Genomic DNA, 17,381 nt, shown 5'->3' with positions numbered 1-17,381 from the left:
AGACTGCATGCGACTGGCGATGGCCCAGATGAGTTCCACCGACAGCCCGGACGCCAATCTGGAGATCGTGCTCGACGGCGTGCGGGACGCCTCCGCGGCCGGAGCCGACCTGGTGGTGTTTCCAGAAGCGGCCATGTGCCGGTTCGGAGTCTCCCTCCGCGATGTGGCGCAGTCACTCGACGGCCCGTGGGCATCGGCGGTCGCGGCCGCCGCGGACGCTCACGGAGTCGCGGTGGCGGCGGGGATGTTCACGCCCGCGCCCGACGGCCGGATCCGCAACACGGTCCTGGTGGCACGACCCGGACGCGCACCCCTCGCTTACGACAAGATCCACCTGTACGACGCCTTCGGCTTCGCCGAGTCGCGGACCGTGGCGCCGGGACACCGGCCGCTCGTCTTCGACGTCGGTGACTGCACGGTCGGCGTCGCCACCTGCTACGACATCCGGTTTCCCGCGCTGTTCACCGAACTCGCCCGACGCGGAGCACAGATGATCGTGGTCCCCACGTCGTGGGGTTCGGGACCCGGCAAACTCGAGCAGTGGGAGATCCTGACTCGCGCTCGGGCGCTGGACTCCACCGCCTACGTCGCGGGCGTCGGTCAGGCCGAACCCTCCGACCCCGCCATCAGAGACTCCTTGGCTCCCACCGGGATAGGTCATAGCCGACTCTCAGATCCATTCGGTAGCGTGATCGCCGACTATGACTCCGCGGTGCAGATGGGTGTCCATGACATCGATCTCGCCCTGACAGACAAGGCGCGCAGCGCGTTGGCCGTGCTGGCCAATGCCCGTGACATTCCCCGCCTGGATCGGACGAACCCGCATGACTGACTCTCCGCGCTCGTCGCATTCCTCCGACGACGAAGCCTCCGACGAGGCCGCCGTCGGCGAATCCGAGACCCGGGAGCACGTCGCTCCGGAGTCGGATGCGGCGGGGGAGCCCGCCCAGGCCGCGGGGTCCGACGAGTCCACAGGGTCCGAGGAGCCCGCGGCGACGGGCAAGCACAGCGTCCCGGACACCGACGGCGCTCTTCCCGACGACACCCCGACCGGGGAAGTCATCACCGGGCCGATCCGCTACACCTCGGACCCGGCCACGCACGCCTACTCGGAGTCCGGCAAGCCGCCGACCAAGCAGATGGACGCATTCGACTCGGGGGCGTTCACGCCGGTCGCGGCAGCTCCGCCGCCGCCACCGCCGTCGTCCGGTGCGCCGGTGATGTCGTCGCCGTCGGCCAAGCGCGGACGCGGCCGGACGATCGGCCTCATCGTGGCCGCCGTGGTACTGCTCGTGGTGATCGCCGGCGTCGGATCCGAACTCTACGTCCGGCACAAGGTCACCAGCTGTCTGCAGACCTCCTTCGAGAACCTGACCGGAACCGGAACCGACGTCTCGGTGTCTCGGCGACCGATGCTCATGTCGGTGGTCGACGGCGACGTCCCGTGGGTCCAGGTAGACACCACCGGTGGCGGCGACTCCACCATGCAACTGCACGCCCGGGCCGAGGGGATCAGCACCGACGGCGGCACCGTGCAGTCGCTGCAGGGCAACGGGTTCCTTCCCTACGAGCGCATTCAGACGATGAGCCAGGAGGGCCAGAACGGCAGCCCGACCATCGAGTCCATCAGCGCCGATCCGTCTGCGGGGACCATCAAGATCTCCACGACGGTCAACATCACGATCATCCCGATCCCCGCCACCGTGACGCTCAAGCCGGTGGTGAAGGACGGTGCGGTCTCGTTCGAGGTGAAGGACGCGACGGCGCTGATGTTCGGTCTCCCGTCCGACTTCGCTCAGCCGATCGTCGATCAGGTCACCGCGGCGATGTTCGGTCCGCTGTTCAAGCAGATCCACGTCACCAAGCTCGACGTCGGCAAGTCAGGCATCGACTTCGCCTTCGCCGGCGACGATGTGAACCTGAAGTCGGCCGCGGAGTCGACCAACGCGTCCAGCGGTTCCGGAGGCTGCGCGGTCTAGCCGTGCCGCTCGGCAGCCGTACTGCCGCGGCCTACTCGGCGAAGCCGTCCAGCACCGCGCGGGTGCCCGACAGCCCGAGGCGATTCGCGCCCGCGGCGATGAGATCGGCGGCTGCTGCCGCCGTGCGGATGCCGCCGCTGGCTTTGACACCGACGCCGTCGCCGACTGTCGCTCGCATCAACTCGACCGCGCGGACGCTCGCACCGCCCGCCGGATGGAAACCGGTCGAGGTCTTGACGAAGTCGGCGCCCGCTTCGACGGCGCGCCGGCAGACCTGCACGAGACAGTCGTCGCCGACCGCGTCGAGCAGGACCGCGGACTCGACGATCACCTTGAGCACCCGGTCGCGGCCGATCGCCTCGCGGACGGTCAGGACGTCCGCGAAGACCTCGTCGTACCGGCCGTCGACCGCGGCGCCGACGTCGATCACCATGTCGATCTCATCCGCACCGGAATCCACAGCGAGGCGTGCCTCGGATGCCTTCACCAGCGAGTGATGCTTGCCCGACGGGAATCCCGCCACGACGCAGGTGCGCGCGGACCCGGTGTCGATGGGCAGCATCGACGGTGACAGGCAGATCGAGTACACGCTGAGCTCCAGACCGTCGATGATGGTGGCCTGCGCATCGGCCCGGGTCGCTTCGGGCTTCAGCAGCGTGTGGTCGACCATCGCTGCGACATCCGCTCGGGTCAGGTTGGTGTTCGTCACGGAATCGAGCTTGGCACACTGAGAACTGTGAGCAACTCGCAGATCTCCTCCGGCGACGACCGTCGCTTCGTCCTGACCCTCGGCTGCCCCGACCGCACCGGCATCGTCGCTGCCCTCTCCGGCTTCCTCGCCGGCGTTGGCGGGTGGATCACCGAGGCGGCGTACCACTCGGATCAGACCACCGGCTGGTTCTTCACCCGGCAGGCCGTCCGTGCCGATTCGATCGGGATGCCGGTGGAGGAGTTCCGCAGCCGTTTCGCCGAGGTGGCCGCGATGTTCGGGCCCGAGGCCGAATGGCAGGTGTCCGACACCGGTGCCGAGAAATCAGTGGTGCTGCTGGTCAGCAAGGACAGTCACTGTCTCACCGATCTCCTGTCCCGTGCCGAGCGCGGCGAGTTCCCGGCTCGGGTCAGTGCGGTGGTCGGAAATCATCGGGACCTGGAGACCATGACCACGCGATTCGGTGTTCCGTTCCACCACGTGCCCTTTCCCGCCGGTGGCAAGGAAGAAGCGTTCGCGGACGTGCGGGCGATCGTCGACGGTTACGACCCCGACGCGATCGTGCTCGCGCGCTTCATGCAGATCCTGCCCGCCGACCTGTGCGAAGCCTGGGCCGGCAAGGCCATCAACATCCACCACAGTTTCCTGCCGAGCTTCGTGGGGGCCCGGCCGTACCATCAGGCGTTCGACCGCGGGGTGAAGCTGATCGGCGCCACCTGCCACTACGTCACCGCCGATCTCGACGCCGGCCCGATCATCGAGCAGGACGTCAGCCGGATCAACCACGAGTACTCTGCGGCCGACATGGTGCGTCAGGGCCGAGACATCGAGACGCTCGTGCTCGCCCGCGGCGTACGCTGGCACCTGGAGCACCGCGTTCTGGTGCACGACCGCAAGACGGTCGTCTTCCAGTAGTCCGCGACTCCCGGCGCCTACCCGGTCTTGATGTTGCGGCGCGAGGTGGCCTGATCGCGGGGGCGGACGACGATCTGGTCGAGGTCGACGTGCGACGGCCGGGACGCGGTGAAGGACACGATTTCGGCGATGTCCTCGGCGACCATCGGCGTCAGCCCCTCGTACACCGACTCGGCCTTCGCGGCGTCGCCGCCGAAGCGGACGAGGGAGAACTCGGTCTCGACCATCCCGGGGCAGATCTCGGTCAGCCGGATGGGCTTGCCGAGCAGTTCCAGGCGCAGCGTCCGGTGCAGGACGCCCTGCGCGTGCTTCGCAGAGGTGTAACCCGCGCCGTTGTCGTACGCTTCGAGTGCCGCGGTGGAGGTGATCGTGATGATGAGACCGTCGCCCGATGCCTCGATCTTCGGAAGCAGGGCCTTGGTGACGCGCAGTGTGCCGACCACGTTGGTCTCCCACATCCAGCGCCAGTCCTCGAGGTCCGCCTCCGCCACCGGGGCCAGGCCCTTGGCACCGCCCGCATTGTTGACCAGGACGTCCACGCGGTCGAGCGTCGCGGCGAAGCGTTCCACCGAGGCGGCGTCGGTGACGTCGAGGTACCTGGCGCGGCCGCCGATCTCCTGGGCGAGCGCGTCGATGCGGTCGACGCGCCGCGCGCCCAGCACCACGGTGTAGCCATCGCGGGCCAGGCTGCGCGCCGTCGCCGCACCGATACCCGAACTCGCCCCCGTGACGACCGCGATCTTGCCCTTGCTGCTGGAACTCTCGGAGCTAGTCATGGCATCGAGTCTAGTGGCGGCGGGTGCCGGCGATGCCCGGAGTCCGCGGGCCCCGAACTCGTCTGCTGATAGGTTCGACGCATGACCATCGCCGGCGTGGTGGCCGCGCCACTTCGTTTCGGATCCGGCCCTGCCGCCGCCGTTCTCAACGCTGTCCGTATCAGTGCTCCGGCGACCCGGGACCGACTTGTCGCCGACACCGGGCTCTCGGCCGCCACCGTCAACCGGCAGGTGAACGCACTCCTGGAGGCGGGCCTGGTGATCGAGCGACCCGATCTGCTCGGGCACAGCGGAGTCGGACGGCCCAAGCTGCCACTGACCCTGGACCCCGACCGGTTCTGCGTCGCGGGCATGCACATCGGTGCCCGCCGGACGGCGCTCGTCATCGCCGACGTCGGAGGCCGCACGCTGTACAGTCACGCGATCCGTACGAAGGAACTCGCGAACGCCGACGCCGCGTCGGCCGTCGATAGATTGTGCGAACTGCTCGCCGAACTCGCGGGGCGCTTCTCCGGTCGGCGGGTCCTCTGGGCGGGCGCAGCGCTCGGTGGGGTGGTCGACGACGCCACCGGCCTCGTCGACCACACGATCCTGCGCTGGCATCGGCAGCCGCTGGGGGAGCGTCTGCACGCGGCCCTCGGCGTGCCGGTGTCGGTGGCCGAACACGTTCAGGCGATGGCGGCCGCGGAATTACTGTTGGCGTCGACCGTTCAGCGCAGCGGATCGAGCCTGTTCTTCTACGCCCGTGAGACGGTCGGCATGGCCCTGATCATCGACGGCGAAGTACACCAGCCCGCGCACGGCGCGGGGACCATCGCCGGGCTCCGGGTGGAACCGGGGGTGCTGGCCGTCGAGCCGGTGGCGCCGTTGCAGTCGGTGATCGGCACGGCGGCGGTCAAGGCCGCGGCCGCCCGGCTGGACGTGGACGAGTCGGCCGGCGTGGTCGCCGACGATCGCGCGCGTGTGCTCGGCGAGGCGGTGGCGATGATGCGTGATGTGTTGAATCCCGATGCGATCACGGTGGCCGGCGACGCCTTCTCGGCCCATCCGCACGGGCTGGCTCCGGTGCAGGCGGCGTTCGACGCGGCCAGCCTGTTGCCGAGACCGCTGGAGATCGTCCCGACCTGCTTCGGGGTGCACGTACCCGAGGCGGCGGCCGTGGCCGTGGCGCTCTCCGCGGTGTACGCCGATCCACTGGGTGTCGTCGGCGGCTGAATTCATCCGGCTCGTCGAGTAGGCCGTATCAAGACTGCCTGTCTGAGGTTTCGACTCGCTGCGCTCGCTCAACAAGCCTGAAAGGTCGCTCGGTAGCTGTTTCCAGGGTTGCCGTATCGAGACTGCCTGTCTGGGGTTTCGACTCGCTGTGCTCGCTCAACGGGCCTGGAGGGTGGCTCGGTGGTGTTTGTCTGTTGAGGGTTGTCGAGTAGGCCTGTGAGCGTAGCGAGCATGCTGTATCGAGACTGCCTGTTTGGGGTTTCGACTCGCTGTGCTCGCTCAACGGGCCTGGAGGGTCGCTCAGTGCGCCTTCGCACGACCGTCAGCGGCGCAGAGCGGCCACGGTCTCCAGGACTGTCGCGACCCCGTTCGGATCCGCGACGCGGAAGTGCGCCGCCGTCGGGCCGTCTCCGACCTTGACTCCCACATCGTCCGGACCGAGGCGCGCGAAGGCCTTCTCGTCGGTCACGTCGTCGCCGAGGTAGAGCACGGCGTCCACCTCGAGCGCCGCGCGCAGGCGGTCGAGGGCGTGTCCTTTACTGGTCTCGATCACCGCGAGTTCGATGACCGCTTTGCCGTGGGTCACCTGCACCCCGTCCCACGACGCCGGACCGGACTCGGCGAGAGCGAGCGCGGCGTCGGCGTCGGCGGGGGATGCGTTGCGCACATGAAGGGTGGTGCTGACCGGCTTCACCTCCACCGAGGTGCCGGGGAACCGGGCACTCAGACCGCGGAACTCGGCGACGATCCGCCGCAGCAGTTCGCGTTGCCCGTCGGTGACCGGATCGTCGAAGCCTTCGGCGAACTCGGCGCCGTGGCTGCCGACCAGCGTGATGTTCTCACTCGCACCGGAGAGCGCGCGCAGGTCGGCGCGGGCCCGGCCGGACACCAGTGCCGCCGCGGTCCGCGGCGCCGCGGCGCACTGCTCCAGCGCGGCCATCGAGCGCGGTTCGGGGACGGCGTCCTCGGGCCGCGCCACGATGGGTGAGACGCACCCGTCGTAGTCGGAGGCGACGAGCACCCGCGGACGGGCGGCGAACGCTTCGAGCGCGGCCCCTAGGGCGTCGTCGAGCATCGTCTCGGTCATGCGCCGCCGGCGAGGGTGTCGAGGAAGCTGGTGGCCCACAGATCGACGTCGTTGGTCATAACCTGATCGTGGAGGATGCGCATCCGCTCACGGCGGACTTCGGCGGGATCGGTGACGGCGGCCTCGATCGCGTCGTCGACGTCGCGGTCGTCGTACGGATTCAGCAGGTAGGCCTCGCCGAGTTCGGCTGCGGCGCCGGTGAACTCGCTCAGGACGAGGGCGCCGCCGAGATCCGCGCGCGCGGCGAGGTACTCCTTGGCGACAAGGTTCATTCCATCGCGCATCGGGGTCACGAGCATGACGTCGGCCGCGCGGAAATAGGCGAGCAACTCGTCGCGGGCCACCGGCTGCAGCAGGTAGCGGATCGGCGGGCGCGCGACGGTCCCGTATTTGCCGTTGAGGTGACCGACCATCTGCTCGATGCGATTGCGCATGTCGATGTAACTGTCGACGCGCTCGCGGCTGGGGCTGGCGAGCTGAACCATCACCGTCTTCGCGGGATCGAGCCGGCCGGAAGCGAACAGCCGCTCCAGCGAGGCCAGCCGGACGTCGATTCCCTTGGTGTAATCGAGCCGGTCGACGCCGAGCAGGAGCACCTCGGGGTCGCCGAGTTCGGCGCGGATCGCGACCGCGCGGTCGGCGGCGGCCGTGGCCTGCACCGCCACATCGGCCGAATCGATGGAGATGGGGAACGAGCCGACCTTGACGGTGCGGCCGTCGTACTCCACCGCTCCGAAATCCTCGCGCGCGGTGATCGGGCCGTTCGAGGTGCGGGTGCCGAGGAGCCGGCGCGCGAGTGTCAGGAAGTTCTCGGCGCCTCCGGGCAGGTGGAAGCCGAGCAGGTCGGCGCCCAGCAGGCCTTCGAGGAGATCGGTGCGCCAGGGGAGCTGGCTGAACAGCTCGGTCGGCGGGAAGGGAATGTGCAGGAAGAACCCGATCCGCAGGTCGGGACGCGTCTCGCGCAGCATCGCGGGGACCAGGAGCAGCTGATAGTCCTGAACCCAGACCATCGCATTCGAGGCCGCAGCACTCGCGGCGGTCTCCGCGAACCGGCGGTTCACCCGGACGTACGCCTCCCACCAGTCATGCCGATACTCGGGCTTGACGAGTAGATCGTGGAACAGCGGCCACAGAGTGGCGTTCGAGAACCCCTCGTAGTAGTCCTCGACCTCTGCGGCGCTCAGCGGCACCGGGTGGATGTCGATGCCCTCGACGTCGGGCTTCTCCTCGGGGGACCCGTCCTGCGACGCGCTGCCCGACCACCCCACCCAGGCGCCCGACCGGGTCTCCAGGGTGGGGGTCAGTGCCGTCACGAGTCCGCCCGGCGAACGCGTCCAGACCACGGAGCCGTCGGGCCGAACCTTCTTGTCGACCGGAAGACGATTTGCGACGACGACGAAATCCGCACCCGTCGCAGGGTGCCCGGGGGCCGTCATCCGCGTCAGGCGGACTCGCCGGGAGCGATTCCGAGCATCGACAGCAGCATGCGGCATTCGTCGGCGTCGGTGGCGTAAGCGGCCACCACGCGGCGGGCCTTGTGTGCGGTCTCGTCGGTCACCGGCTCCAGTTCGTCATCGGCGATGTCGTCGGTCGTCTTAGCTGCCATGGCCGGGATTCTACCCGAGCCGATCAGCGGTGCCGGTCGGCGTTCGCGACGATCGCATCCCGTACGTACCGGGCCAGTCCGGGCTCGATCTCCTCGTACGAGGCGGTGAACCGCGGGTCGCTCACGTACATCTCGCCGAGGCAGGTGTGGAACTCGTGGCTGCACTCGTAGAAGCGCTCGTCGATGTGCTTGCGCGCCCGTTCTGCGGCGTCCATGGCTGCCGTGCTGTCGGCGGGTTCGCCCGCCCTCATGGCCGTAGCGAACGCCGCGTGGATCGCGTCGGTCTCCGCCTTGATCTGTTCCCAGTCCGCCTTGGTGTAGTCGCGAGTGCGGCGGGCCGACTGCTTCCACGCGTCGGTCTGCCCCCACCGCTCCTCGGCTTCGGCCTGGTACTCGTCGCGGAATCCGTCGCCGAAGATCTCTCGCATCTCTTCGGCGGTCGCTGGTCGTTGCTGCATCTGCGTCTCCATCGCTCGATCGATGGCTGCGACGAGTTCGGTCAACTCGCCCAGCCTGGACACGACGGCCTCGCGTCGCCTGCGCAGGTGATCGACTGGGTCGCCGTCGCCGTCGAGCAGTGCCGCGATCTCGTCCAGCGGCATCTCCAGCCGCCGGTAGAGGACGATGCGCCAGAGCCGGTCGAGGTCCGCCTCGGTGTAGAGGCGGTAGCCGGCTCCGGTGCGCTTGGCGGGCGACAGCAGTCCGATCCGGTCGTAGTGGTGCAGAGTGCGCACCGTGACTCCGGTCAGATCGGCCAGACGTCCCACCGTCCAGGTGGTCGTCCCCGTGCCGTCGGCCCCGTTCGTCGCCGTCATGGATTCCAGCGTGGAGGCTTACGTCGCGTGAGGGTCAAGCCGTGCGGCCGGCCGTCGCGCAGCGCGTCGCGTTGGCGCGCCAGCGCCGCGGGCAGCCGGGGCCGTTTGAGCGTGCGTGCGATGAATTCGCCGAGGGTGACTCCGGCGGCGATGGAGCAGCCGACCGCGATGGCTGTGGCCAGCTCGCCGAAGCCGGCCAGCGTCTCGCCGCTCATCACACCGTAGAGACCGCGGTACATCGCCAGACCGGGCAGCAGCGGGGTGATGCCGGCGACGGCGACCACGAGTGGCGGGACGAGGGCTCGACGAGCGGCGAGACCACCGATGAGGCCGACGACGATCGCGGCGACCGCACCCGAGACGATGGCTCCCGCGTCCGTGAGCGAGAGCCCGCTGATCACCCCGGAGGCCAGCACGCCCGCGCCGAGCGCGACCGGGATCGCGCGACGCTCGGCGTAGCTGGCGAGTGCGAAGGCGCCCGCGGCGATCGCTCCGCCGATCACCGTCGCGGCCACATCCGACGGTCCGAACGGAGACGTCGTCGTCAGGCCCGGCAGACTCCCGCCCAGCGCCTCGACCAGCCGGATCGCCATGGCCACGCCCGCCAGGATCCCGCCGGTCATCAGCACGACCTCGGAGAATCGGGCGGTGCCGGTGATCGGCGCCCCGGTGATCGCGTCCTGCACCGATCCGACCAGCGACAGTCCCGACAACAGCGCCACGATCCCCGCCGCGATGATCTGCGACGGCGCGAAACTCACGTCGAGCGCCTCGCGCCAGTGGTACAGGCCGGCCGCGGGGAGCACGGCGATGAACCCGCCGAGCATCTGCTGGAAGAAGATCGGGGTTCCGATGCGGGCCAGCCGCCGGTTGAGAGCGACGATGACGACGGTGGTCAGGAAAGCCGTCAGCACCACCAGCGTGGTACCGCCGAGAAGGATCGAGATACCCAGCGCCAGAACGCCCCAGGCCAGATTCGCGAGCCAGTACGGGTAGGGGTGGGGGGCGCTGACGATGCCGTCGACGATCCGGTGCGCGGTTCCGGGGGTGATGGCCAACTGCCGGATGCGCCGCACCAGGCGGTCGACGTGCGCGAGCCGGGTGAAGTCGAGCGACCGGTAGTGGACCGTGCGCACGGTGGTGACCGGCGGCAGCGTGGGGCCCCGCCGGGCACTCACCAGGATACGGTTGAACGTGACGTCCACGACGACGTCCTCGAGACCGTAAATGCTTGCGACGAAAGCGATCTGGTTGCCGGTGTCGATGGCGCCGGTACCCGAGTCGAGGAGCACCGCGCCGATACGTGCGGCGAGATCGAGGACTTCGGTGATCGCGGCCTCGTCGTCGAGCGGGATCGGTTTGCGGGGTGCGACGACGATGCTGCCCGGCTCGATCGTGTCGATCGTGGCCGTGGCGTCGCCGAGAATCTTGTCGAGTCCCTGACGGAACATCGCTTTCACACGCACCCTGCCTCCTCACAGGTCAGTCGCGGAGGCGGTCCGGTGGGGCCGCCGCCTTCGATCGTGGCATCGCACGCACCGGCCCGCGAGGGTTGTCCCGCGGAGGTGCCCGAGGTAAGTCGTCGGCCCGGGGACCGGGCGTTACTGGTTCGCGGTGTGACCCTATATACTTCCGCCGCAGGCCTCCTTAGCTCAGTGGTAGAGCACTCGCCTTGTAAGCGAGCGGTCGTCAGTTCAATCCTGACAGGGGGCTCCGCCGCGGGCCTGACGCATCCGATGCGTCGGGCCCGCTCCACTCTCCCGGCGGTGCGGTCCTCAGAGGAGGACCAGCAGATCGGTCCGCAGGTCGTCGTGTGCGACGACGCTGGGATCGGTCACGTAGATCTCGACCACCGCGCGGGGCACCGCACCCCCTTTGGCGAAATGGGTCTCCATGAGCAGCTCCCACGCCGACCCGAGACCGTCGAAGCCGCCGAGGTGCGACATCACCAGGGCGCGGCCGGTGGGGAAGGTCCCGTTGTCGATGCCCTCGAGGTCGGTGGGCTCGGCTACGGGGAAACCGATCGTGACGTCGAACTCGTCGGTGACGTCGCCCTCGTAGACGGCGAAGCCCGGTCCGATCGGCCGAGCCTGCGCCAGCAGGTGGAAATGGCCGTCGAAGATCTCCGGCAGGTCGTCCATGCGGACCTCGGGAAATTCCATGGTCACCACCCGCACCGCGTCCGGCAGGGACACCTCGGTGGCTTCGAAGAACGGCTCCTCGCGCAGGATCAGGGGCAGTGAACTGGTCATGAATCCATGCTACGGCCGCGCGGCCCGGAGTCGGCACATGCTGCACACCGGTCCATCGCCCGGCAAGATGGAGGCGTGACTGACACCGTTCACGTCGTCGACACCGTCTACGGTCCGCTGCGGGGCACCAGCACACCATCGGCCGACCTGTGGCTGGGAGTCGCGTACGCGGCTCGTCCGACCGGGCCGCGACGCTGGCTGCACGCGCAGCCGCCCCGTGAGCGCAGCGAGGTCATCGACGCCCGCAACTTCGGCCCGGTGTGCCCGCAGCCGGTGATGCAGGTGATCGATCTCGGGCCGGAGGCCTTCGCCAACGAGGACTGCCTGTATCTGAATGTCGGGACGCCGCGCGGTGTGGCCGGCACCGACGCACGCCTGCCGGTGATGGTGTGGGTCCACGGCGGCGCCTACCTCTGCGGATCGGGGTCGCAGCCGCTGTACGACCCGGGGTCCCTGGTGCGGTCGTCCGTCACCCGCGGGACACCGACGATCATCGTCACCCTCAACTACCGGATGGGCGCGTTCGGGTTCGCCGATCTGCGTCATCTCTCGTCCGGCGACGAGACCTTCCAGGCCAATTGCGGTCTCTCGGACGTGCTCGCCGCGCTGGGCTGGGTGCGCGACAACATCGAGCGTTTCGGCGGAGATCCGGGCAACGTCACGCTGTTCGGCGAATCGGCCGGCGCCGGTGTGGTGACCACGTTGCTGGCCTCGCCCGCGGCGAAGGGACTGTTCCATCGGGCGATCGCCCAGAGTTCCCCGGCCACCACCGTGTACGACGCCGAGCGTGCCGAGCGCTACGCGAACATGCTGCTGGCCGAGCTCCCGCCCGAGTACGTGCGGCCGAGCGAACTGCGCCGGACGCCCGCGCTGGATCTGGTGAACGCGTCGTCGGCGATCTTCAACCTGGTGCCCAACCGGTTCCCCGGCACCATCGCGTTCGCCCCCGTGGTGGACGGCGATCTGGTGCCGCTGGATCCGATGGAGGCCATCGTCTCGGGTGAGGCGCACCGCGTCCCGCTGCTCATCGGAACCAACCGGCACGAGACCTCGCTGTTCCGCTGGATGTCGACGCCGCTGCTTCCGGTGAAGAACGACGGTGTGGACGCGATGTTCACCCTGATCGGCACCGAGCGGCCGACGCTGCGCGTCCCCGAACCCGACCGCCTCGACTCCTCCTACCGTCACGTGCCCTCGGGAGTGCGCAGCATGGCCATCTCCCGCGACATCGGATTCCGGATGCCCGCGGTGTGGATCGCGGAGTCGCACGCCCAGGTGGCGCCGGTATACCTGTACCGATTCGACTGGGCGACACCGCTCCTCCGCGTCCTCGGCTACGGCGCCGCGCACGCCACCGAGGTGCCGTACGTGTGGGGCAACCCGGCGTCGAGCCGGCGTGATCCGATGTACGCGCTCGGCGGACGGGCCACCGGCGAGAAGGTGCGGCACCGGATGCAGTACCGCTGGCTCGGTTTCGCCGCGGACGGCGACCCGAACACCGGGGAGGACGGCGACGCGCTCTGGGAGGCGTACGTGCCGCAGCGCCACAGTTCGCTGTTGATCGGCGGCACCGAGGACACCTCGGTGACCGGACTGGACGACAGCACGCTGCGCGCGTGGGGCGACGAGGTGCTGAGCTTCCGATGACCGAACCCGAGTACTTCCGGTCCGCGACCCTGCACGACGGCGGATTCGCCTACGGCGCACAGACGGCGCCCGGAGCGCTGATCTTCACCGCGGGAATCTCGCCACTCGACGCCGACGGCGCGATCGTGGGCGCGAACGACCCCGAGGCGCAGGTCCGCCGCGCCGTCGAGTGTCTCGACGTCCTGCTCGCGGAGCGGGGCGCCGCGCGATCGGGAATCGTGAAACTGACCGTCTACGTCGCGGCCGCCGGTGCCGACGAGCTCGGCGCCGTGTGGCTCGCGCTGGACACCGCGTTCGACGCGACTCCGCCGTCGATAGTCCTCGGGGTGTCGGCGCTGCCCTACCCGGGGCAGCGGGTCGAGATCGAGGCGGTCGTCGCGGTCTCGGGCGGCCACATCCCGCGCGCCCCGGTCGAGCGGGGCTCGGTGTGACCGCCCGACCGCGCGTCGGCGACAGTCAGCGGCGCGCTCGGCTGCTGCGTCGCCATCTGCTGGACGGCTCCGCCGGACACCGGGTCACCGAGGTCGCCGACGCCGTCATCGGACTTCATGCCACCGTGCCGTCGACGGTCCACCTGGCGGCGTGGGCCCGGGGTGCGGCGCCCGACCCGCAGACGGTGGAGACCGCGTTGTACGACGAGCGCTCGGTGGTCAAACAGCTCGTGATGCGCCGGACGCTGTTCGTGATGACCCGGCCGGTGCTCGCCGAGGCGGTCGGCGCGATCGGGCCCCGGGTGGCAGCTTCGGAACGGACGAACATCCTTCGCGATCTGCGTCGCGACGACGGTCCGGACCATCCGGAGGCCTGGATCGAGCGGGCGCGCGAGGCGATTCTCGCGGAGCTCTCCGACGGGGCCGCACTTTCGGCACCGGAGTTGCGGAGACGGTTGCCGGAGTTCGACATCGAGATCATGCGCGACCACGGCAAGTCGTACGGCGGACCGTCGCCGATGCTGCCCCGAATGCTCAACCATCTGGCCGCGCGGGGAGAGGTGGTGCGCGGCCCGAACGCCGCCGACTGGCACCGCTCGCGGCCGTCGTGGACGTCGATGTCGTCGTGGCTGGGGGCGCCCCTGCCGCATGTCGACGAGGCGGCGGGGCACGTCGCACTGGTGGAGCGGTGGCTGCGCCGGTACGGTCCGGGCACCGAAGCCGATCTGGTGTGGTGGCTCGGCACCACCAAGACCGCGGTGCGCGCCGCACTGGCCTCGCTGCCGGTGACCGAGGTGGAACTGGACTCGGGTGCCACGGGCTATCTGATGTCCGACGATCTCGCGGAGGTGGAGCCGGTGCCGCCGCGGGCACTGCTGCTGCCCGGCCTGGACCCGGCCACCATGGGCTGGCGGGAGCGCGACTTCTATCTGGGATCCCACGGTCCGGAGCTGTTCGACCGTACCGGCAACGGAGGACAGACGGCCTGGTGGGACGGGCGGATCGTCGGCGGCTGGGTGCTGACCGAACAGGGGGTGAGGGTGGTTCCGCTCGAAGACCTTCCCGCCGAGGCCCGCGACGCGCTCGCCGAGCGGGCCGACGAGCTCACCCGGTGGCTGGGGGACGATCGGCCGGCGCCGGGATTCCCGTCGCCGCTGATGCGGCAGCACGGCCGGGCGCGACCCTCACAGTGATCTCCCAGGTTCTTGCCAGTCGGACCGCCGGAGGGGCAGGCAAGCTGGAACCATGACTTCTGCTGACAAACCCGCCAAGGTCCTCGTCGTCGACGATGAGGAGAACATCAGGGAACTGCTGTCGGTGTCGTTGAAATTCCAGGGATACGAGGTCGTCGCCGCCGCCGACGGACCGCGCGCGCTCGACGTCGTCCGTACCTTCAGGCCGGACGTCCTGGTCCTCGATGTGATGATGCCGGGGATGGACGGGTTCGGCCTGCTCCGGCGCCTGCGGGCCGACGGTGTGGACGCTCCGGCCCTGTTCCTCTCGGCCCGGGACTCGGTGGAGGACAAGGTGAACGGACTCACGATCGGCGGCGACGACTACGTCACCAAGCCGTTCAGTCTCGAGGAGGTGGTGGCGCGGCTGGCCGTTCTGCTGCGGCGCAGCGGCTTCGGCGAAGGCGAGGCGGAACCGACCCGAATCGTCTTCTCCGATCTGGAACTCGACGACGAGACGCACGAGGTGTTCAAGAACGGTGAACTGGTCTCGCTCTCACCGACCGAGTTCACCCTGCTCCGGTACTTCATGGTCAACGCCGGGACCGTGCTGTCGAAGCCGCGGATCCTCGACCACGTGTGGAGCTACGACTTCGGCGGTGACGTGAACGTCGTCGAATCGTACGTCTCCTACCTGCGCCGCAAGATCGACACCGGGCCCAAGCGGCTCATCCACACGCTGCGCGGCGTGGGATACGTGATGCGTGAGCCCCGCGAATGACGATGAATCCACCCGGCGTCGGCCCCGCTCCGCAACCGCCCGGGCCACCCCCTCCGCATCCGCACCTGCCGCACCGTGGCGGGCGCCGCGGCGTGCCGCTGCGGATCTCGCTGGTGGTGCTGACCGCCGTCCTCGTCGCCCTCGGTCTGGTGTTCTCCGGTTTCGCGGTCACCTCGGCGATGCGCGGCAACCTCATCTCGCGTACCGACGCCGGGCTGGACGATGCCGTCAACGGCTGGGCCCGGCCCCGCGATCTCTCCACCGACCACCGGACCGGCCCGCCCGGCCCCAAGCGCCCGCCGTCGCAGTACTACGTGTCCACGGAACTGCCGACCGGAATGACCCTGACGATCAGCGACTTCTCGTCGAGCCCGGACCTGAGTTCACTGCCCGACGGCGACGCGGCGCCGACGACCGTCGACTCCGCCGGCCCGGGGCCGCAGTGGAGGGTCATCAAGCGGCAGTCGGACTTCGGGTCCACGGTGGTGGCGATCCCGCTCACCGACGTCCAGGAGACGATGAACCGTCTCATCTGGCTGCAGGTGGGGATCGGCGCCGTCGTGGTGATCGTGATCGGCGTGCTCAGCTCGCTGCTCGTACGGTCGAGCCTGCGCCCGCTGCGCCGCGTGGAGGAGACCGCGCACGCGATCGCGGGAGGCGACCTGCACCGGCGAGTCGCCGAAGCGCCGGAGAACACCGAGGTGGGCAGTCTGGGCCGGTCGGTGAACGCCATGCTGACGCAGATCCAGGCGGCCTTCGCGGCGACTGCCCGATCCGAGCAGCAGGCCCGGCGGTCGGAGGAGAAGATGCGCCGGTTCGTCGCCGACGCATCGCATGAGCTGCGGACACCGCTCACGTCCATCAAGGGGTTCTCCGAGCTGCTCTCGATGGGCGCGGTGGACTCCGGCGACGCGGTCCGCCGGATCTCGTCGGAGGCCGACCGGATGAGCCTGCTCGTGGAGGACCTGCTGATCCTCGCGCGGCTCGACGCCCAGCGCCCGCTGAACCGCGGCGAGGTGGAGATCGTGCCGTTGGTGGCCGACGCCGTCGAGGGGGCGCGGGCCGGCGCGCCCGGATCGGACATCGCCTTCGACGTTCCGTCCGCCACCGGCGATCCGGTGGTGGTCGGCGACGTCGCCCGGCTGACACAGGTGGTGCGCAATCTGGTCGGGAACGCCGTCGCCCACGCGGGGCCGGACGCGCACATCCGGGTGGTCGTGGAATCGTCGCCGTCGGACGTGCGGGTCACGGTGGCCGACGACGGACCGGGAATGACGGCCGAGGACGCCGAGCATGTCTTCGAGCGCTTCTACCGGGGCGATCACTCCCGCCACCGGGAGGTCCCGGGGGCCGGGAACGGACTCGGCCTCTCGATCGTGGCGGCGCTCGTCGACGCGCACGGCGGCCGGGTCGGGGTCGACACCGCACCGGGCGAGGGCGCGCGATTCTGGTTCATCCTGCCCCGGATCGACACCGCGGGATTCGCCGGCGCCGCCGGAACCGACGAGCCGGACCACCCGCCTGCGGAGGTCTGAGGCTCGTCCTACACTCGGTTCATGCCTTCGGTCTTCACGCACATCATCAACGGCGATCTGCCGGGCCGCTTCGTTTGGAAGGACGGCGTCTCGGTCGGCTTCATGACCATCGCGCCGGTCACTCCGGGGCACGTGCTGGTGGTGCCGCGCAAGGAGATCGATCACTGGGAGCAGATCGACACGCCCACGTTCACGCATATGACCGACGTCTCGCAGAAGATCGGCCGAGCGGTCAAGGACGCCTTCGACGCCCCGCGGATGGGCATGCTGATCGCCGGTCTGGAAGTGCCGCACCTGCACATCCACGTGTTCCCGGCGCACTCGCTGGAGTCGTTCGATCTGACCAAGGCCGACCAGAATCCCTCGCCGGAGTCACTCGACGACGCCGCCGAGCGGATTCGCGTCAGCCTGCGCGCGCTCGGCTACGGGGAGAACGTCCCGGACTGAGGCGTCGCGGCCGC

The 17,381-nt window shown here is 69.5% G+C and carries 18 protein-coding genes and 1 tRNA gene; 11 read left to right on the top strand and 8 right to left on the bottom strand.

Annotated features, from left to right (window positions below; all coding sequences use genetic code 11):
- Positions 1 to 7: 7 nt before the first annotated feature.
- Both ACK8HH_RS15480 and ACK8HH_RS15475 read left to right on the top strand, forming a co-directional pair.
- Positions 8 to 832, top strand: a complete 825-nt coding sequence (locus ACK8HH_RS15480) for a carbon-nitrogen hydrolase family protein (RefSeq protein WP_039867769.1) — start codon at positions 8 to 10, stop codon at positions 830 to 832.
- The gene (locus ACK8HH_RS15475) at positions 825 to 1,979 is read left to right on the top strand and encodes an LmeA family phospholipid-binding protein (protein WP_375003598.1); all 1,155 of its coding nucleotides are present in this window, start codon (positions 825 to 827) and stop codon (positions 1,977 to 1,979) included. Before ACK8HH_RS15480 ends, ACK8HH_RS15475 begins: the two co-directional genes overlap by 8 nt.
- Before the next feature lie 31 nt (positions 1,980 to 2,010).
- Here the strand turns inward: ACK8HH_RS15475 and deoC are convergent, their stop codons facing one another.
- Positions 2,011 to 2,688, bottom strand: coding sequence for a deoxyribose-phosphate aldolase (gene deoC, locus ACK8HH_RS15470; RefSeq protein WP_062366030.1), 678 nt, complete (start codon positions 2,686 to 2,688; stop codon positions 2,011 to 2,013).
- A 27-nt stretch (positions 2,689 to 2,715) separates the two neighbouring features.
- Between deoC and purU the strand changes: the two genes are divergently transcribed.
- Entirely contained in the window at positions 2,716 to 3,603 is an 888-nt protein-coding gene (gene purU, locus ACK8HH_RS15465) for a formyltetrahydrofolate deformylase (protein ID WP_006897338.1), read from the top strand.
- A 17-nt stretch (positions 3,604 to 3,620) separates the two neighbouring features.
- On the opposite strand, the gene ACK8HH_RS15460 is transcribed toward purU, so the two are convergent.
- On the bottom strand, positions 3,621 to 4,379 hold the full coding sequence (locus ACK8HH_RS15460; RefSeq protein ID WP_006897337.1) for an SDR family oxidoreductase: 759 nt from the start codon (positions 4,377 to 4,379) through the stop codon (positions 3,621 to 3,623).
- 81 nt (positions 4,380 to 4,460) lie between these two features.
- Between ACK8HH_RS15460 and ACK8HH_RS15455 the strand changes: the two genes are divergently transcribed.
- Positions 4,461 to 5,594, top strand: coding sequence for an ROK family transcriptional regulator (locus ACK8HH_RS15455; protein WP_006897336.1), 1,134 nt, complete (start codon positions 4,461 to 4,463; stop codon positions 5,592 to 5,594).
- A gap of 322 nt (positions 5,595 to 5,916) precedes the next feature.
- Here ACK8HH_RS15455 and otsB read toward each other — a convergent pair whose 3' ends face one another.
- The 5 genes from otsB to ACK8HH_RS15430 are packed head-to-tail and all read right to left on the bottom strand — an operon-like array spanning position 5,917 to position 10,562.
- Positions 5,917 to 6,681, bottom strand: a complete 765-nt coding sequence (otsB, locus tag ACK8HH_RS15450) for a trehalose-phosphatase (protein WP_412475314.1) — start codon at positions 6,679 to 6,681, stop codon at positions 5,917 to 5,919.
- The gene (locus tag ACK8HH_RS15445) at positions 6,678 to 8,117 is read right to left on the bottom strand and encodes an alpha,alpha-trehalose-phosphate synthase (UDP-forming) (RefSeq protein ID WP_412475313.1); all 1,440 of its coding nucleotides are present in this window, start codon (positions 8,115 to 8,117) and stop codon (positions 6,678 to 6,680) included. Before ACK8HH_RS15445 ends, otsB begins: the two co-directional genes overlap by 4 nt.
- A gap of 5 nt (positions 8,118 to 8,122) precedes the next feature.
- A complete protein-coding gene (locus ACK8HH_RS15440; protein WP_006897333.1) occupies positions 8,123 to 8,287 on the bottom strand; it encodes a hypothetical protein in 165 nt (54 codons plus the stop codon).
- Between the two features lie 23 nt (positions 8,288 to 8,310).
- Positions 8,311 to 9,102: a MerR family transcriptional regulator gene (locus ACK8HH_RS15435; protein WP_412475312.1), complete on the bottom strand. Its 792-nt coding sequence runs from the start codon at positions 9,100 to 9,102 to the stop codon at positions 8,311 to 8,313.
- Complete coding sequence (locus ACK8HH_RS15430) at positions 9,099 to 10,562, bottom strand: threonine/serine ThrE exporter family protein (RefSeq protein WP_039867752.1); 1,464 nt, start codon at positions 10,560 to 10,562, stop codon at positions 9,099 to 9,101. The genes ACK8HH_RS15435 and ACK8HH_RS15430 overlap by 4 nt, the downstream gene beginning before the upstream one ends.
- Positions 10,563 to 10,743: 181 nt before the next feature.
- Here ACK8HH_RS15430 and ACK8HH_RS15425 point away from each other — a divergent pair.
- Positions 10,744 to 10,815 (top strand) — tRNA-Thr (locus tag ACK8HH_RS15425).
- 62 nt (positions 10,816 to 10,877) lie between these two features.
- Here ACK8HH_RS15425 and ACK8HH_RS15420 read toward each other — a convergent pair.
- On the bottom strand, positions 10,878 to 11,354 hold the full coding sequence (locus tag ACK8HH_RS15420) for a GyrI-like domain-containing protein (RefSeq protein ID WP_006897330.1): 477 nt from the start codon (positions 11,352 to 11,354) through the stop codon (positions 10,878 to 10,880).
- A gap of 75 nt (positions 11,355 to 11,429) precedes the next feature.
- Between ACK8HH_RS15420 and ACK8HH_RS15415 the strand changes: the two genes are divergently transcribed.
- The 6 genes from ACK8HH_RS15415 to ACK8HH_RS15390 are packed head-to-tail and all read left to right on the top strand — an operon-like array spanning position 11,430 to position 17,367.
- The gene (locus ACK8HH_RS15415) at positions 11,430 to 13,001 is read left to right on the top strand and encodes a carboxylesterase/lipase family protein (protein WP_222111001.1); all 1,572 of its coding nucleotides are present in this window, start codon (positions 11,430 to 11,432) and stop codon (positions 12,999 to 13,001) included.
- Positions 12,998 to 13,432 carry a RidA family protein gene (locus tag ACK8HH_RS15410; protein WP_222111000.1) on the top strand — a complete coding sequence of 145 codons (435 nt, stop codon included), beginning with the start codon at positions 12,998 to 13,000 and terminating at the stop codon, positions 13,430 to 13,432. Before ACK8HH_RS15415 ends, ACK8HH_RS15410 begins: the two co-directional genes overlap by 4 nt.
- The gene (locus tag ACK8HH_RS15405) at positions 13,429 to 14,625 is read left to right on the top strand and encodes a winged helix DNA-binding domain-containing protein (RefSeq protein ID WP_062366022.1); all 1,197 of its coding nucleotides are present in this window, start codon (positions 13,429 to 13,431) and stop codon (positions 14,623 to 14,625) included. Before ACK8HH_RS15410 ends, ACK8HH_RS15405 begins: the two co-directional genes overlap by 4 nt.
- A 52-nt stretch (positions 14,626 to 14,677) precedes the next feature.
- On the top strand, positions 14,678 to 15,385 hold the full coding sequence (locus ACK8HH_RS15400) for a response regulator transcription factor (RefSeq protein WP_006897326.1): 708 nt from the start codon (positions 14,678 to 14,680) through the stop codon (positions 15,383 to 15,385).
- Positions 15,382 to 16,920, top strand: coding sequence for a sensor histidine kinase (locus tag ACK8HH_RS15395; RefSeq protein ID WP_006897325.1), 1,539 nt, complete (start codon positions 15,382 to 15,384; stop codon positions 16,918 to 16,920). Before ACK8HH_RS15400 ends, ACK8HH_RS15395 begins: the two co-directional genes overlap by 4 nt.
- A gap of 21 nt (positions 16,921 to 16,941) precedes the next feature.
- Complete coding sequence (locus ACK8HH_RS15390; protein ID WP_006897324.1) at positions 16,942 to 17,367, top strand: HIT family protein; 426 nt, start codon at positions 16,942 to 16,944, stop codon at positions 17,365 to 17,367.
- Positions 17,368 to 17,381 lie beyond the last annotated feature (14 nt).

Origin of the sequence: Gordonia sp. LUNF6, assembly GCF_047041125.1 — a bacterium.
GTDB classification, from domain to species: Bacteria; Actinomycetota; Actinomycetes; order Mycobacteriales; family Mycobacteriaceae; genus Gordonia; species Gordonia sihwensis.
Note: the sequence above shows the minus strand (reverse complement) of the source record. Positions and strands in the feature narration are given on the sequence as shown.